General features: G+C 37.8%; 12 protein-coding genes. 11 read left to right on the forward strand and 1 reads right to left on the reverse strand.

All coding sequences use genetic code 11. The features are described from left to right. Positions 1–94: 94 nt before the first annotated feature. A complete protein-coding gene (locus tag LACPOB_RS0105475) occupies positions 95–2,818 on the forward strand; it encodes an FtsX-like permease family protein (RefSeq protein WP_017867828.1) in 2,724 nt (907 codons plus the stop codon). Between the two features lie 187 nt (positions 2,819–3,005). On the opposite strand, the gene LACPOB_RS0105480 is transcribed toward LACPOB_RS0105475, so the two are convergent. Then, entirely contained in the window at positions 3,006–3,752 is a 747-nt protein-coding gene (locus LACPOB_RS0105480) for a tyrosine-protein phosphatase (protein ID WP_017867829.1), read from the reverse strand. Between the two features lie 176 nt (positions 3,753–3,928). On the opposite strand from LACPOB_RS0105480, the gene scrK reads away from it, so the two are divergent. The 10 genes from scrK (at position 3,929) to LACPOB_RS0105530 (ending at position 15,955) form a co-directional block, all read left to right on the forward strand. Further along, on the forward strand, positions 3,929–4,801 hold the full coding sequence (gene scrK / locus LACPOB_RS0105485) for a fructokinase ScrK (protein WP_017867830.1): 873 nt from the start codon (positions 3,929–3,931) through the stop codon (positions 4,799–4,801). Between the two features lie 238 nt (positions 4,802–5,039). Continuing rightward, on the forward strand, positions 5,040–7,640 hold the full coding sequence (locus LACPOB_RS0105490) for a sigma 54-interacting transcriptional regulator (RefSeq protein WP_017867831.1): 2,601 nt from the start codon (positions 5,040–5,042) through the stop codon (positions 7,638–7,640). A gap of 135 nt (positions 7,641–7,775) precedes the next feature. Next, positions 7,776–8,204 (forward strand): PTS sugar transporter subunit IIA, encoded by a 429-nt coding sequence (locus LACPOB_RS0105495; RefSeq protein WP_017867832.1) that lies wholly within the window; start codon positions 7,776–7,778, stop codon positions 8,202–8,204. Positions 8,205–8,240: 36 nt separating this feature from the next. Beyond that, positions 8,241–8,726 carry a PTS sugar transporter subunit IIB gene (locus LACPOB_RS0105500; RefSeq protein WP_017867833.1) on the forward strand — a complete coding sequence of 162 codons (486 nt, stop codon included), beginning with the start codon at positions 8,241–8,243 and terminating at the stop codon, positions 8,724–8,726. A 779-nt stretch (positions 8,727–9,505) separates the two neighbouring features. Continuing rightward, positions 9,506–10,348 (forward strand): PTS mannose/fructose/sorbose/N-acetylgalactosamine transporter subunit IIC, encoded by an 843-nt coding sequence (locus tag LACPOB_RS0105505; protein WP_017867834.1) that lies wholly within the window; start codon positions 9,506–9,508, stop codon positions 10,346–10,348. A gap of 44 nt (positions 10,349–10,392) precedes the next feature. Continuing rightward, a complete protein-coding gene (locus tag LACPOB_RS0105510) occupies positions 10,393–11,217 on the forward strand; it encodes a PTS system mannose/fructose/sorbose family transporter subunit IID (protein ID WP_017867835.1) in 825 nt (274 codons plus the stop codon). 52 nt (positions 11,218–11,269) lie between these two features. Continuing rightward, complete coding sequence (locus LACPOB_RS0105515; RefSeq protein WP_017867836.1) at positions 11,270–12,955, forward strand: glycoside hydrolase family 13 protein; 1,686 nt, start codon at positions 11,270–11,272, stop codon at positions 12,953–12,955. A 380-nt stretch (positions 12,956–13,335) separates the two neighbouring features. Further along, positions 13,336–14,238: a hypothetical protein gene (locus LACPOB_RS0105520; RefSeq protein ID WP_017867837.1), complete on the forward strand. Its 903-nt coding sequence runs from the start codon at positions 13,336–13,338 to the stop codon at positions 14,236–14,238. Between the two features lie 62 nt (positions 14,239–14,300). Next, positions 14,301–15,452 carry a 5-methyltetrahydropteroyltriglutamate--homocysteine S-methyltransferase gene (locus tag LACPOB_RS0105525; RefSeq protein ID WP_017867838.1) on the forward strand — a complete coding sequence of 384 codons (1,152 nt, stop codon included), beginning with the start codon at positions 14,301–14,303 and terminating at the stop codon, positions 15,450–15,452. Between the two features lie 152 nt (positions 15,453–15,604). Next, a complete protein-coding gene (locus LACPOB_RS0105530) occupies positions 15,605–15,955 on the forward strand; it encodes a hypothetical protein (protein WP_258420989.1) in 351 nt (116 codons plus the stop codon). Positions 15,956–16,091 lie beyond the last annotated feature (136 nt).

Genomic DNA, 16,091 nt, shown 5'->3' on the forward strand with positions numbered 1-16,091 from the left:
ATAGCTTGGCTTTTTTACTGTTAAATTTCTAGCAAGGATGATTAAAGTTAGATATACTAAAGTGGATATAAAATTAACCTGAGGGAGTGAAAGTTTGAAAAAAACTTATTTAAAGTCAACTTTTCGTGACATTCGATTTTCCATGGGAAGATTTATTGCAATTATTCTGATCATCTTTATGGGGGTTTTGCTCTTTGTAGGTGTTAAAAGTGTCGGACCTGATCTAACTGCTAGTGCCCAAGCTGAGATCGAACGAAACAACATGTCTGACTTACAAATTATGTCGACTGGTGGATTAACGCAAGCTGATCGGGCGGCAGTTGAAAAAATTAAGGGTACTCAAGTTCAACTGAGCAAAGGCTTTGATTATTTAGAAAATAAAAAGCAGAATAACTTAAAAGTTTATTCTTATGCGAAAAGTGATAAGCAAAATAGATTAAATGTGACTAAGGGGCATTTACCACGCAGGGGCAATCAGGTGGTTATCGATAAGACACTGGCTGATGATTATCCTGTCGGTTCAAAAATTACGCTCAATGATGACTCTTTGAAAAAAACACACTATCAAGTTGTCGGTTTGGTTGATTCGCCTTTATATATTGCAAATGAAGAGCGCGGTAATACGACAGTTGGTGATGGTCAAGCCAATGGTTTTGTTTATGTACCATTTGCTAGTTTTGATACTGACGTTTATGCACAAATGTATGTTACTTTTGACGATTTAAAGGGTAAAACATATTCTTCAAATGAATATAAACGTCAACTAAATAGAAAAATAAAGAAATTGGACAATGTTTTGGACAACCGTCGCGAAAAACGACAAGTTGAATTACAAGAAATTGCTGAGAAAAAGAGCCAACCAGCTAAAAAGAAACTAGCTGAAAATCAACAGCAATTGTCTCAGTCCAAGCAAAAATTAGAGACCGGCCAAGGACAACTTGCTCAACAAGAAGGGCAGCTTAAACAACAAGAACAAAATTTAAGTGAACAAATTGGGACAAAACAAGCACAACAACAGCTTTCTCAGCCTAAACAACAACTGGCAGCTTCCAAGGCACAATTAAAGGAACAAGCAAAACAATTGCAACAAGCACAAAGTAAAATAACTGCTGGTAAGCAAGAGCTACAAGAAAAAACGCAGGTCTCAAAACCTACTTATTTGACGGACAAACGAGCAGACCTACCAGGCTTTAGTGATTATGCTAGTTTATCTGATCGGATCGATGCGATCGCTAATATTTTTCCGGTTTTCTTTTTCTTCATTGCTATTTTGATCACCTTTACAACAATGACGCGAATGATCACTGAAGATCGGCGTCAAATCGGGACATTGTTGTCATTAGGTTACAGTAAGATGGAAATTTCAGTCAAATATATTTTATATGCGTTATTAACAGCGGTAGTTGGAACGATCTTAGGTGTCCTAGTCGGTAGTAAAGTTTTACCACCAGTTGTCTTTAAGATGACCGGAGCCATGTATATTTTCCAAGATTATAAATCACTATTTTATCCGCAGTTGATCGTGTTGGCTAGTTTGGCAGCTTTATTAGCTACGGTCGGGTCGGTGATCTTAGTCTTGTTCCGTGACCTCCGAGAAAAACCGATGAATCTCTTGGTTGAAAAAGCGCCTAAAGCAGGTAAGCGGATCTTGATGGAAAAAATCACTCCGTTATGGAAACGACTGAATTTTACTCAAAAAATTACTTTTCGTAATCTTTTCCGGTATAAGTCACGGATGTTTTTGACGATTTTTGGTATCGCTGGTTGTACTGGTTTGATGTTGGCTGGTTTTGGCTTGAATGACTCGATCCCTTCACCAGGGACTAAGCAGTATACACAGATCGATCGTTATCAAGCAATGGTAACTTTAAAATCTGGGCAAAAAAATCGTGCCGCACAAGTCTTAGATAATAGTGACCAAGTTTCTGGTAAATTACCTGTGCGTATGGAGCAGGTGACTTTTAGACAAAAAGATTCAAGTAATCAGGAAGCCTCTTTGTATGCCATCAAAGACCCAAAAAAATTGTCAAATTACATTTCGTTAAATAAGCCTGGCAAAAAAGCAAATCAGTCTCTTCCTAAAAAAGGAGCAGTTGTTAGTCAACGTTTGGCACAGACCTATGATTTGAAAAAAGGTGATCATCTTCGTTTTGAGGATGAAAAAGGACGTGAGTATACGATCAAACTTGCAAAAATCACCGAAAATTATGTAGGTCATAATGTATATTTGAGTTCCGACTATTATCAAGAAGCAATAGGGAAAAAGGCTTCACTTAATTCCTATCTTGTTCGCTCACAAAAAATGACTACTAAACAACAAGATCGGTTGGCGAAAAAGCTGGCCGATACAGGACAAGTTTTAAATACTAATTATACCAAGGATCAACGCGATAAATTAGAAAAATCAGTTCAAGGCATGAGTGCGATCGTAGTTATCTTCATTGTTTTGTCAGGAACGCTTGCCTTTGTTGTTTTGTATAATTTGACGAATATCAATATTTCAGAACGCCGTAGAGAATTAGCGACCTTTAAGGTCTTAGGTTTTTATAATAAGGAAGTAACGATGTTTATTGTACGTGAAAATATCATTTTTACGATTTTCGGGATCTTATTTGGTTTTGTGATCGGTTGGTTCTTAAATTGGTTCATCTTGATTTATGCCTCTAGCAATATGATGGTATTCCCGGTTGTGATCAAGTGGCCAGGCTATGTAATTTCTGCGGTGATGACCGTGATCTTTTCTGCGATCGTAATGTGGGTCACGCACCGTAAGTTAAAACAAATAGACATGATCAGTGCACTAAATTCAAGTGAATGATGGTCAGCAAAGAAAAAGATAGTTTCTAAAAGAAGTGAGACAAAAGATGTTTTGAAGTCGTTACAGTAGGACTTCAGTCTTTTAAAACACATTAAAGGGTCGTCGATCTAACCGATTAAATGGGATAGATCGACGACCCTTTTAGAATTGCACAGCTAGTTATGTCCTAGCTTTTTTATAAATATTATTAGTTAACGTATTGGTGGCGGAACTCAGAAACAAAACTAGATTCCAAACCAAGACCTTTTTTTAGATAATTGTTAAATGAACCAAAAGATTTGTATATTGTGTCATTAGCACGTTGTAAGTATTCTGGTGCAACATTTAAAGCAATTTCTAATTCTTGTAGATCTGCAACAGTCATCGTACCTTTGAAGTGATCGATGATTTGTTTATTGGCTTCCTTACGCAACTCATTAGTTTTTAGGTAATCGGTCATAATTTGTTGGTCGCTTGCACCAGCGATTTTTAAAATCAAGGCGGCTGCAAAGCCAGTCCGATCTTTACCGGCAAAACAGTGGAATAAAACTGGTTCGTCGTTTGAAAGCAGATCTGTTAAAAAATGGGCGTAGCCTTGGCGTGCTGAATTACTAACGACCATTTGTTCATAAGTTGCCAACATGTTTTCATGTGCATCACCTGTACCGGCAACCATTTGATCCATCGAAGCTTGATTTGCTTTAGATGTTTGTAGAATATCTAAATGAGTGAAATTAACTTCTGGGATCTTGGTATCTGGCATTTTTTGAACTTCTTCTGCACTACGAAAATCATAGATCCGTTTGAGAGAGCAGGAGTTTTGCAAGAAGTCGACAGTTTCATTTGCAATGTTGACAACTTGTCCACTGCGAAAGAATATCTTAGGGGCTAAAGTTCCTGTAGAAACAGGGATACCGCCAATGTCGCGGAAATTAACTGGTTGTATTTGTGACATTTTTTCTCCTCTTTATACCATATTATTCTGTACGCTAATAATTATATTTGAAGTGAAGGTAATTAGTAAATATATTCTTGCAAGTTGTTTCAAAAATTCTATGTAAGAAATGTTACAATGAGAGAAAATTAAGATAAATTGTTCAACAAAAAATTACCAGAATAGGTGGGAAAAATATGCTAGTAGGTTCAGTTGAAGCGGGTGGCACTAAATTTGTGTGTGCTGTTGGTGATGAGGATTACCGCATACAAGATCAGATTAAATTTCCAACTACAACACCCAAAGAAACTTTACAAAAAGTGGTAGACTATTTTTTACAATTTGATATTAAAGCGATCGGGATCGCATCTTTTGGACCAATTGAGATCAGAAAAAATTCACCCAAGTATGGTTATGTGACTAAGACACCTAAACCAGGATGGGAAGACACAAATTTTGTGGGTTTTATCAAAGCCCAGCTTGATCTGCCGATTTTCTTTACGACTGACGTTAATGGTTCGGCCTATGGTGAATATGTAATGTCATTATTGGCCAATGAAAAAATTGATTCATTGGTTTATTATACTATCGGGACTGGTGTCGGTGGTGGTGCAGTGATCGGTGGCGATTTTGTTGGTAGTGTTGGCCATCCTGAAATGGGACATACTTTATTGAAACGACACCCGGATGATATAGATTTTACGGGTGTTTGCCCATTTCACGGTGATTGCTTGGAAGGACTCGTTTCTGGACCAACTTTTGAGAAAAGAGTTGGGCGCCCAGGTAAAGATGTGCCGTTAACCGACCATGTTTGGGATGTTATGGCATACTATATCGCACAAGCTGCCTTACAAGCGACATTATTATTCCGCCCAGATAAAATTGTTTTTGGTGGCGGTGTGATCAGTGAACCTGTCTTGCAAAAGGTACGTGTCGAATTTGCAAAAATTTTAAACGGCTATGTGTCACTACCTGACCTGGATAAATATATCGTGATGCCGGAAGTTAAAGGTAATGGCTCCGCAACTTTAGGTGATTTTGCCCTAGCCAATAAGTTATTACGCGAATAAAATTATTCCATAACTGGAGTAATACAAAAGGTGTTTTGAAGTCGTTGCAGTAACGTTTCAGTCTTTTGAACACTTTTAAATGCCGTTGATCTAACCAATTAATAAAGTTAGATCAGCGGCTCTTTTAGGATCGCACAGCTAATTATATACCAGACTCTTTTTTAGGAACTTTTTGTGGACTTGTTGAAAAAGTGTTTAAATAAGGTTGAGCACATTATTAATCAAATGAGGTGAGAGATTGCCTAAGGCAAAGTATCGTGTTTTAGATCAATTGAAAGAACTATTACAAAATTCTAAAAAAGTTACGACTCAACAGGTCGCTAAAAAGGCAGGACTATCGCGCGGAGTGACTAGTTCATATTTATCCAAACTGTACCATGAAGGTTTGATCATTAAGAGTGGGACTAAACCGGTCTACTGGCAAATAGCTATTCAAGGAGACGCATTTTCGGCAATGATCGGCGCTGATGGTAGTTTAAAGAAGATCGTCGATGAATGTAAGTCAGCCGTGGATTACCCTCCACATGGATTTCCTTTGATCATCACTGGGCCATCTGGTGTTGGAAAAAGTTATCTAGCTTCACTGGTTTTTAAATATGCACAAGAAAAAGGCGTGATCGCTAAGGATGCTAATTTTGCGGTCTTGAATTGTGCTGACTATGCAAATAACCCAGAGTTACTTTCATCAGTTTTATTTGGATATAAGAAAGGTGCTTTTACGGGTGCGAATACTGATATGCCTGGCTTAGTCGATCAAGCTGATGGCGGTTATTTATTTTTAGATGAGGTTCATCGCTTGCCACGCGAGAGTCAAGAAAAGCTATTTGTTTTGTTGGACTCAGGAGATTTTTATCCCTTGGGTGAAAATCAGAAAAAAAAGCACGTTGATGTCCGCTTTATTTTTGCGACAACTGAGAATTTGGATAATACTTTATTACAGACTTTTCAGCGACGTGTCCCTCTTCAGGTCCAGTTAAGTTCGATCGCTGACCGACCATTACTTGAACAATGCCAGTTGATTGAACACTTTTTCAAAAAAGAAGCCGTTGATATGCAACGTGATATCAAGGTCCCTTATGAGACAATTAAACAATTGATCAACACTAGACAAATCGGTAATGTTGGATCCTTAGCCAATCAAATCAAGCTTTTGTGTGCAGAAGCTTTTAGAAAAGGTCAGGACGCTTCAATACTCAGGATTTCTTTAGGAAAAAAAGATGGGAAATATGAAGATGATGCGAGTTGGTTGATTCGTGGGACTGAACATCATCAGCCGATTGAAAGCCAAATTACAGACTATGCTCCTTCTTTAGGCACTTTATTAAGCACTTTAGAAAAGCAAGAACAACGGCCAGGAAAAATCAACGAACAGTCGCTGACAATTACTCGCTTTTTGAGAGATACACGTAAAACGGCGGCTAATTTAGTTTTAGATAAATACTTTACTAATTATATTCGTCAAGAATTAATTCAAGCCGTACAGCAAATCAGTGCACGTTATGGTGTAGTTAAGGAAGTTTCCCAAAATAAACTGAATCGAGCGGCACAAATGATCAGTTTATTACAGAAAACGTTGGATCTACCAACAGCGTCAGCTGTCCTTGATTTAGCTAAAAAGCACTATCCCAGAACAGCTTATTTGTGCCGTAAAACGATGGAATTAGTCGACATCCGTGTTGACTCTGATTGGTTTGAGTTGTTGTTGTTATATACGATTTTTGATCATGAAGCTAGCCAAATTGAAAATCAGGACTTGTTAGCAATTTTAGTTTGTCATGGTGGTGGTATGGCTTCAAGTATTTGCTCAGTTGTTAATGATTTGTGTGGTAATTATATTTTTGAAGCTTTTGATATGCCGATCGATGTTTCGAATCAAGAGATAAGTCATCAAATTAACAACTACATTAAACAACAAGGGCGAAAATATGATGGTACGGTTTTGTTATTTGATATGGGTTCTTTAAGTAATATGTATCGTGAAGTAAAATCTTTACTTGATACTGACCTGTTAGTCATTAATAATCTTACCACTGCGGTCGCTTTAGATATTGGCTTGCAAATTCAACAGAAACAGGAATTTAAAAAAATTGCTGAAAAGGCGGAAAAATATCCAAATAGTATGAATATTCAGTATTATGAAGGGATTTCGCAAAAGCAAAATATTATTGTATCTTGTATGTCAGGGGTTGGCTTGTCGCGTGAAGTTAAGCAGATCTTGACTAGTGTTTTACAAAGTGACGTTGAGATCATTACAATGGATTATCGGGATTTAAAGACAACTTTGCAAAATCATGATCATCTATACTTTAAAAACACTTGTTTTGTTTTAACAACAGCTGATGTGCCGGAACAAAACGTGGCGGAAGTGATCAATATTTACGACATCATGGATAAAAATGGTGATAGTCAGTTACGTGTTTTATTAGAACAAATGGGTGAAAATAAACGGACGATCAATCAGTTAATGGATGAACTCTTGCGGTTCTTTACGATTGGCGGAATCAAGGGCCGGTTACGCTTTATGAACCCAGAAGTTGTTATTCCAGAGGTACAAGATATTACGGCCAAGTTTGAAGAGTATTACCACTTAAATTTAAGTGGGAAAATTAAATTGAACCTTTATATGCACATTGCGTTAATGTTTGAACGTATGATGCTAAATAATGATCGTCCTGTGCAAGAATTAGACGTCAAAGACATGCCAGAAGTGGAAGAAGAATTTTATTCAGTTGCCCGCAATATCTTTCATGATGCGGAAACTAAGTATAATATCCAAGTCGATGACTATGAATTATCGCTGATGTATGAATTATTTAAACCAATGTTGATTAAAGAATAACTGCTTAAAGAAGTGCTTAAAAAAAGAACACTTCTTTTTTTATGTTTTTAAAAAGCGTGCTATGACAGTATTTTTTAAATTTGGCACGGCTTTTGCTATATGTTAAGTGTAAATTAAAATAGGGGGTGCCAAACAGTGAATAAGTTTCTGATTGCTTCTCATGCTAACTTCGCTACTGGAGCGAAAAGTACTATTGAATTGTTTGCTGGGGAAAGCAAAAATGTCACATATATTGCAGCATATAACGAAGAAAGTGTCAGTTTGGAAAATCAACTAGATGATTTCTTTGCGGAGATCACAGAAGATGACCATGTATTAGTTTTCACTGATCTATTTGGCGGGAGTGTTAATCAGCAAATTACTTTGCGGGCTGCCAAATTCAAAAATGTATTTATTATCGCAGGTTTTAACTTGCCGATCGTTTTAGAAGCTTTGTTGTCAGCGGAACCGATCACTGAAAAATTTGTAGATCAATTGCTGCAAAGCGGAAGAGCAAGTTTGCAGAAAGTTAAATTACCTCAAGCACCAAAAGAAGATGCTTCTGACGATGATTTCTTTAGCTAAGTAAAAATGGAGCGAATACGAAAGGAAGAATAAAAAATGATACAAGCACTTAGAGTAGACGAAAGATTAATTCACGGACAAATTGCAATGGTTTGGTCACGTGCCTTAGATTTAGACGGCATTGTTGTTGCAAATGATGAAACAGCTGGAGACGACATGCAAAAGATGGCGTTAAAAATGGCTGTTCCGAGTGGTTTGAAGGTTATTATCAAATCATTGCAAGGTGCGATCGATCTTTTATCAGATCCTCGTGCAGAAAAAATGAAATTATTTGTGTTGGTTAGAACTGTTGGAGATGCTGTCAAATTAGCTGAAAAGTTACCTGATATCAAATATGTAAATATTGGTAATGTTGGTAAGGCTGTTGAAGGCCAAAAACATACATTTACTCAATTTGTAATGTTGACTGATGAAGAAATTGAAAGCCTACGTCAGTTAGTTAAATTATATCCAGAAACTGCGCTGCAGAATTTGCCAGATAACAAGAAGTTATTGGCTACTGATGAATTAAAGAAGTTGTAAACGGGAGTCTTCGCTCTGTTTTTAATAGTTGAGCTGCGTGAACCAGAAAGCTCCGCCTAATTAACTTAGACATCACGACAAGAAAGAACACTTGCCATAATGCCTAAGTCCATTAGTGCTCACTTTCTCCCGGTTCACTCCACTCTGTTTTAGTAGTTGAGCTTCGCATGGCAGCAGGTTGTGCCTAACAGACATACACACCACAATGCTAAGGATCGCATTATAGTGTGTATGCCTGATGCTTTACTCTGCTTTTATAGTCGAGCTTCGCAGCTCACAAGATTGCGCCTAGCTAACTTCATCACCACATTGAAAAAGACGCAATATGGCGCTAAAGTCCGCTAGTGCTCATCTTTTGATCGAGCTGCTTTACTCTGTTTTACTAGTCGAGCTCCGAAATTCAAACAACTCCGCTTATCCAACTCGGATCTCACAGTGCACAAAACGCACTATAAGTTCCGAGCCCGATAATGCTCGTTGTCTCCCGAATTTCTCCACTCTGTTTTACTAGTCGAGTTGCGTGAACCAGAAAGCTTTGCCTAATTAACTTAGACATCACGACAAGAAAAAACACCTGTCATAATGCCTAAGTCCATTAGTGCTCGTTTTCTCCCGGTTCACTCCACTCTGTTTTAATAGTCGAGTTGCGTGAATCAAAAGTCTGCGCCTATCTAACTTCAACAACAAGTCGCAAAAAGCACGACTTATTGTTAAAGTCCGATAGTGTTCGACTTTTAAACGATTCACTCCACTCTGTTTTAATTTAGGAGGTATAGATAATGTTATATCAGGCAATAGTTATCTCTTTAGTCGTTTTCTTAACAGTTGGCGGCCAAGAGCTATTAGGTTTTACCCAGCTTGGACGGCCGATCGTGATCGGACCTTTGGTGGGGTTATTACTAGGAGATGTTCAGACCGGACTTTTGTTAGGTGCATCTCTTGAAACGATCTTTATGGGTGTTGTCAATATCGGTGGCGCGATGGCTGCTGAACCTGGTCTGGCTAGCGCTTTAGCTGTTACATTTGCTATCAATATGGGCGGCGGCTTAGGAGTTGCCTTACCGATCGCCATTCCTTTAGGTATTATTGGTGTCGAAGTTAAAACACTGATCTATGTTTTAGTAGTTGGACCTTTCGCAGGAGTTTTTGATCGTTTAGCTGCTAATGGGCAGCAAAAGAAATATACTGGATTGCATTTTGGATTGTGGACTTTACAGTGGTTCTTATATTCATTGATCCCATTTTTTGCTATTTTAGTTGGTTCAAAAGCAACACAAAATGCAACCAACATGATCCCAGATACCATAATCAATGGTTTATCTGTTGCGGGTAATCTATTACCAGCAGTCGGGATGGCAATGTTGATGAAAATATTGTGGGAGAACAATATTTCTGTTTACTATTTCTTAGGTTTCTTGATCGTTGCTTATTTCAAGGTCCCGCTGATCGCAGTTGCTGTTATGGCAATCGTGATTGGTGTGGTTTCAGCACAAAATGACTTCAGAATGCATAAAATTGAAAAGAAAGCTGAAGAACGTGCAGCTGTGGTCACGACAGGATCGTCGACTAGTGGCGAAGCTGAAAGTAACGATGAACAGGAAAACGATGATTTCTTTAGTTAGTGGTGAAGTTTAGAAATTATCGACTTTAAGGAGGATCTAATATAATGGCTGACAAAAAAGAATTAACAGCAAGAGAGAAAAAACTTTTACGTCAAATGTATTGGCGTTCATTCACACTTTATTCAGCAGTTACACCTGCTAAGCAGGGCGCTTCTGGTTTCGAATATACGATGATGCCTTTCATTAACGAATTTTATGATGATGAAGAAGAAAAGAAACAAGCTATGGTACGACACAACTCGTACTTTAACAGTAACTTAGCCTTAGTTCCGTTTATTATGGGTGTTACTGCTTCGATGGAAAAAGAAAATTCAGAGACTGAAGATTTCAACACTGATTCGATCAATGCTATCAAAACTAGTTTGATGGGGCCATTAGCTGGTATCGGTGACTCAGTTTTCTGGGGTGTTTTAAAAGCAATTGCCGCAGGTGTTGCAATTGGTCTTGCCAAATCAGGAAATATTTTAGCTCCGATCGTATTTCTATTGATCTTTAACGTACCAGTGCAGTTGATCCGTTGGTATAGTGGAAAAATGGGTTATACTCTGGGGTCAACTTATATTTCTCAATTATATGAGAATGGTTTGATCAATATTTTGACAAAAGCTGCAAGTACGATCGGTTTAATGATGGTCGGTGCCATGACCAGCCAAATGGTGAAACTTGATATCAAGTGGAACATGGTCGTTGCTGGTAAAAAAGTTTTAGAAACACAGAATGTTTTGGATCAAATTTTTAAGGGTTTATTACCTTTATTGATCACTTTGGGTTGTTTTTACTTAATCAAGAAAAAGAACGTTTCACTAAATACACTAATTTTTGGAATTATTATTATTTCCGTGTTGGCATCTTTGGCAGGCATCGTTTAAGCAATAATTTTTAAAGTAAACGTGAGTGTTTTTATTGGGAACGGAGGAAATTATGAATTCAGAATGGTGGAAAAATGCGGTCATTTACCAAGTTTATCCGAAAAGTTTTAATGACAGTAACAATGATGGTTATGGTGACATTAACGGTATTATTGAAAAGTTGCCTTACATTAAATCATTAGGTGTTGATGCTATCTGGTTAAATCCGCTCTATGTATCGCCTCAAGTAGATAATGGTTATGATATTGCTGATTATCGCGCAGTTGATCCACGTTTTGGGACCAATGAGGATCTTTATCGCTTGATCGATGAAGCGCATAAGTTAGATTTGAAGATAATCATGGATCTTGTAGTGAATGGAACATCTGATCAGCATCGTTGGTTCAAAGAGAGTTGTAAGTCAAAAGATAATTATTTTAGTGACTTTTACATTTGGAAAGATGCAAAGGCAGACGGTAGCGAACCTAATAATTGGGGTTCTAATTTTTCTGGATCAGCGTGGGAGTGGAACGACCAACGGCAACAATATTATTTACATTACTACGCAAAAGAGCAACCTGATTTGAATTGGGAAAACCCACGTGTTCGTGAGGCAGTCTTTGACTTAATGCGCTTTTGGAAAGCAAAAGGGGTCGATGGTTGGCGTATGGACATCATTACCTCAATTTCTAAAAATCAGGAATTCCCTGATAATCCAGCTAAACATAATGAAAAGTATGTGGTGGCTAACCAGGATAATGGTCCACGGATGCATGAATTTATTCATGATATCAATCAGGAAGTCCTAGCACCATTTGACATGATGAGTGTGGGTGAAGCACCAGCTTCAAAAAGTATCGATGCTCGGCAGTTGGTTGACCCTAAACGTCAAGAACTAGATATGGTCTTTACTTTTCAACACATGCATATAGATCGTCAAGAAAATGGGGTCAATGGCCGCTGGGATACTCAGCCAGCTGATATTGTCTTGTTGAAGAGCATTTTAAGTGATTGGCAAAATGCTATGCGTGATCATGGTTGGAATGCTCTTTATTTTGAAAATCATGATCGTGCACGAACTCCTTCCCGCTGGGGGAATGATCAAGAGTATCGGTATGAAAGTGCGACAGCTTTTGCGACTGTGTTGCATTGCTTACAAGGCACACCGTTTATTTATCAGGGTGAAGAGATCGGAATGACTAACCCCGATTTTAAATTAGATGACTACGAAGACGTCGAATTACGGACTAACTACCGCCAGTATGTTGAAGAACAACAAACACTTTCACCAGAGGCTTTTTTGAAAGCTGCACATCAAATCAGCCGTGATAATGCACGGACTCCGATGCAATGGGATGATACGCTTAATGCAGGCTTTTCTGAATCTGAATCGTGGTTTAAAATCAATGAGCGTTATCCAGAAATTAACGTCGATAAAGATCAAAAAGCGCAGAAATCAGTCTCAAATTACTATCGTGACCTGATCAAGTTACGACACAATAATTTGATTTTACGCGATGGGACCTATGAACTAAAAAACGCTGCAGATCCTGATGTTTTTGCTTACGAAAGATGTTTAGGAGAACAGAAATGGACGGTTGTAGTTAACTTGAGTGATAAACGATTGAAACGCGCAAAATATTATACGCCCAACTTAGATTCTAAAGTCGTGATCTCGAACTATCATAAGACAAAAGCTAGTGACTCCGATGAAATTTTAGAACCATGGGAAGCCATTGTATTTGAAGATCAGATATAATATTTAAAGCTGTTTTGAAGCTGATTTGTCACGGCGGTTCATATGTTGATTCCTAACAAAGCGAAGAACAATAATAAGGATCGTTGTTACAGTAAGGTTTCAGTCTTTTGGAACACGTTTAAGGGCCGTTGACTTAACCATTTAAGTGGTTAAGTTGATGGCCCTTTTAGTATCAACGGCTAGTTATGTCTCAACCTTTTTTATTATTAAATCGTAAGGTTTGAGTAAAAAGACAGATAGGTCTCATGATTCTTATAAATAGTTGCTACACCGGTATTACTATAAGGTTTGTTTTTGCTGATTCTTTCAGATAAAATATAATTTATAGGAAGAAAAAGGTCCGAGTAGGTTATTTTCCCGGATAATAGGGGTGTAAATCAATGAAACCAGAGTTAATGATCTCTAAAGATGTAATCACTATTGATACTAAAACGGCTTTGAATGGTGAAGATGTCTTGCATTTGACTAGTGCTAAAGCAATCGACGACCGAACAGGGCAAGATATATCGTCTAAGTTGTTGGTTAATATGACTAATGTCGACTTAGGACAAGCAGGAATGTATGATGCAACTATTTCGATTTTAGATGAAAATGGCAACCTGCAACCATTACGCGAAATCGCAATTAAGATCGTAGAAAATACTGCAGACCAAAATGCGTATAGCCAACAGTCACAACGGAACATGCGTCGTCACTTCACTGAACCAACACAGCTGCAACAACAGTCAAAGGTTCAGCAACAACCACAACAACGATCAATGCAAGGAGCTGAACAGACGGCTGACAATGGGCAACAAAAACCACGTAAAAAGAAAAAGGGCTGCTTAAAGAAAATAATTTATTTGTTACTGGGTATCTTAGCGATTTATCTAGTTTGGACTGGGATCAGTTATCATCAGACACGACAAGAAGTCGACGATCAAGGTAGTCAAATCGCTGAATTGCAGCGTAAAAATGATTCGTTAGGCGATCAATTAGATACTGCTAACACACAAATCAAAGAATTACGTAAAAATTATAAAGCAACTAAAAATGCCGTCAAGAATTATAAAAAAGATGAAGACGGTTATCGCCAACAGTATGTGTCCCAGATGCAGCAGGTTTCGCAAAGTTTATCTTCACTGAAACAACAACTAGATAATCAGACCCAACAAAGCGGCTTTTTATATAATGTTTTGAATGGCCGCTTAGATAACTTACAAACAACTGTTAATCAAATGATCAGTGCTCGATCGGCAGAACAAGCGCAAAATATTTTGGACAATTACAAATGGTATAAGTAGTTGTAGCTAATTTGGATCTTTAAATGTGAGTACAAATAATTTCGCAGAAAGGTGACTAAATAATGACAGTTAGAAAACATCAATATTTTTATACCTACGATACAGTGGGGAGCTTTTTACGCCCAGAAAAGTTGAAACAAGCGTATGGCCAAGTTGAAAGTGGAGAAATCAGTCCAGAAGAATTTACAGAGATCCAACATGACGCTACCAAAGAGCTGGTTAAAAAAGAAATAGCTCATGGTTTGCATGTAGTTTCTGATGGGGAATATAACCGTAAGAACTTTTTCATTGATTTCTTAGCTGGTTTAAAGGGAGTGAAAGTTGTTCCCAATGGATTTAAACTAAATTTTAGTGGTCAAGAATTAGTTGATGATGGTTTAAAATTAGTTGGGAAGATCGGATATAACCCAGAACACCGTTTTTTTACTGACTACGGTTTTTTACAAAGTATCATTCCAGCAGATGTTCAAGCTAAAGTGACGATTCCTGCTCCAACACCGTTGTTGTTTGAAGGAGAATTTTCTGTCATTAGTAATTATCGTGACTTTTATACCAGCCGCGAAGAATATTTGGCTGATATTTTGAAAGCCTATCAACAAACGGTGGCACATTTCTATGAATTAGGTTTGCGTTACTTGCAGTTAGATGATCCATGGTTATTGGGTGTAACTTTACCGATTGCAGGTATGCAAGGTAATGAAAATGGTGAACGTGTTGAAAAACTAGAAAATGAAATTGTTTCTGTGATCCAACAAATCATTGAAACGGCACCCGAGGATATGATCATAGCGACCCATATTTGTCGTGGAAATTTCCATTCTGCATCCCTAGGCGGTGGCACTTATGCTTCTATTACTAATGTTTTGCAACAATTACCCTATGATGCGTTTTTCATGGAATATGATGACATGCAAGCTGACGGTGATTTTGAGCCATTAGCGAAGATCCACCGGGCACAGCCGCAAGCAGTCTTTGTTTTAGGGTTAGTGACGACTAAATCTGCACAATTAGAAGCAAAACAAGATTTACAACATAAAATTTTGCAGGCGATGGATGTAGTACCATTGCATAATTTAAGCTTGTCACCACAATGTGGATTTGCTTCAACTAAAGAAGGCAATGACTTAAATGAAAAGCAGCAATGGGACAAAATCGATTTGGTCGTGCAAACCGCACGAGATACGTGGAAAACAGACGCTTGTCGCTTTGATTGAACGTTTAGTTTCAAACTTTAATTATATAAAAGCCGATCATTTTGTGTGGTCGGCTTTTTAGTATGCACAGTTTTTGTATTTTTTAACGCAAAAATATTGATTAGTGGTAGAATAAAAGCAGTGATAGAAAACAAAAAGAATATATATTTGGAGTGATCTATTTGGCTAAGTTTAGCGATTATTATCATAAGATCCCCGCGACGTTCGCCATCGTTAGCATGTTTGAGTTCGTGCTGTCGTTGGCGCTCATGATATATTTGCCGCGGGAGATTCCCATACAAATGACTTTGAATGCACTAAGTTTATATGGACAACCAAAATTTTTAGTGTTTGTCTTCCCGGTACTTACGCTTTTGTTGTCATGGCTAGGTAATGATGAGAAGATCGGGAAAATTCAGTCGCCATTAAAAGCGATGACTTGTGGTGGTTTACTGAGTTTGGTTCAACTGATCTTGACTATTGAGGCAGCGGTTTTCTACTTCGCAGTCTTTAATGTTATATAATTGAATATTTATTTGTCGTGGTGACTTCTGCATAAGGCAGAGGTCTTTTTTGTATCTAAAATTAGGATCGCACAGCTAATTTTGTCCCAGTCCTAAAAAGTTTAGACCCGCGTTTTTAGAAGCTCGTTACTTTAGT

The organism is Ligilactobacillus pobuzihii E100301 = KCTC 13174 (assembly GCF_000349725.1).
GTDB classification, from domain to species: Bacteria; Bacillota; Bacilli; order Lactobacillales; family Lactobacillaceae; genus Ligilactobacillus; species Ligilactobacillus pobuzihii.

Bases quoted from the DNA above. Each gene is read 5' to 3' on its own strand.
- LACPOB_RS0105480 (WP_017867829.1), bottom strand. From the start codon at position 3,752: ATGTCACAAATACAACCAGTTAATTTCCGCGACATTGGCGGTATCCCT.
- scrK (WP_017867830.1), top strand. From the start codon at position 3,929: ATGCTAGTAGGTTCAGTTGAAGCGGGTGGCACTAAATTTGTGTGTGCT.
- LACPOB_RS0105500 (WP_017867833.1), top strand. From the start codon at position 8,241: ATGATACAAGCACTTAGAGTAGACGAAAGATTAATTCACGGACAAATT.
- LACPOB_RS0105505 (WP_017867834.1), top strand. From the start codon at position 9,506: ATGTTATATCAGGCAATAGTTATCTCTTTAGTCGTTTTCTTAACAGTT.
- LACPOB_RS0105510 (WP_017867835.1), top strand. From the start codon at position 10,393: ATGGCTGACAAAAAAGAATTAACAGCAAGAGAGAAAAAACTTTTACGT.
- LACPOB_RS0105515 (WP_017867836.1), top strand. From the start codon at position 11,270: ATGAATTCAGAATGGTGGAAAAATGCGGTCATTTACCAAGTTTATCCG.
- LACPOB_RS0105520 (WP_017867837.1), top strand. From the start codon at position 13,336: ATGAAACCAGAGTTAATGATCTCTAAAGATGTAATCACTATTGATACT.
- LACPOB_RS0105525 (WP_017867838.1), top strand. From the start codon at position 14,301: ATGACAGTTAGAAAACATCAATATTTTTATACCTACGATACAGTGGGG.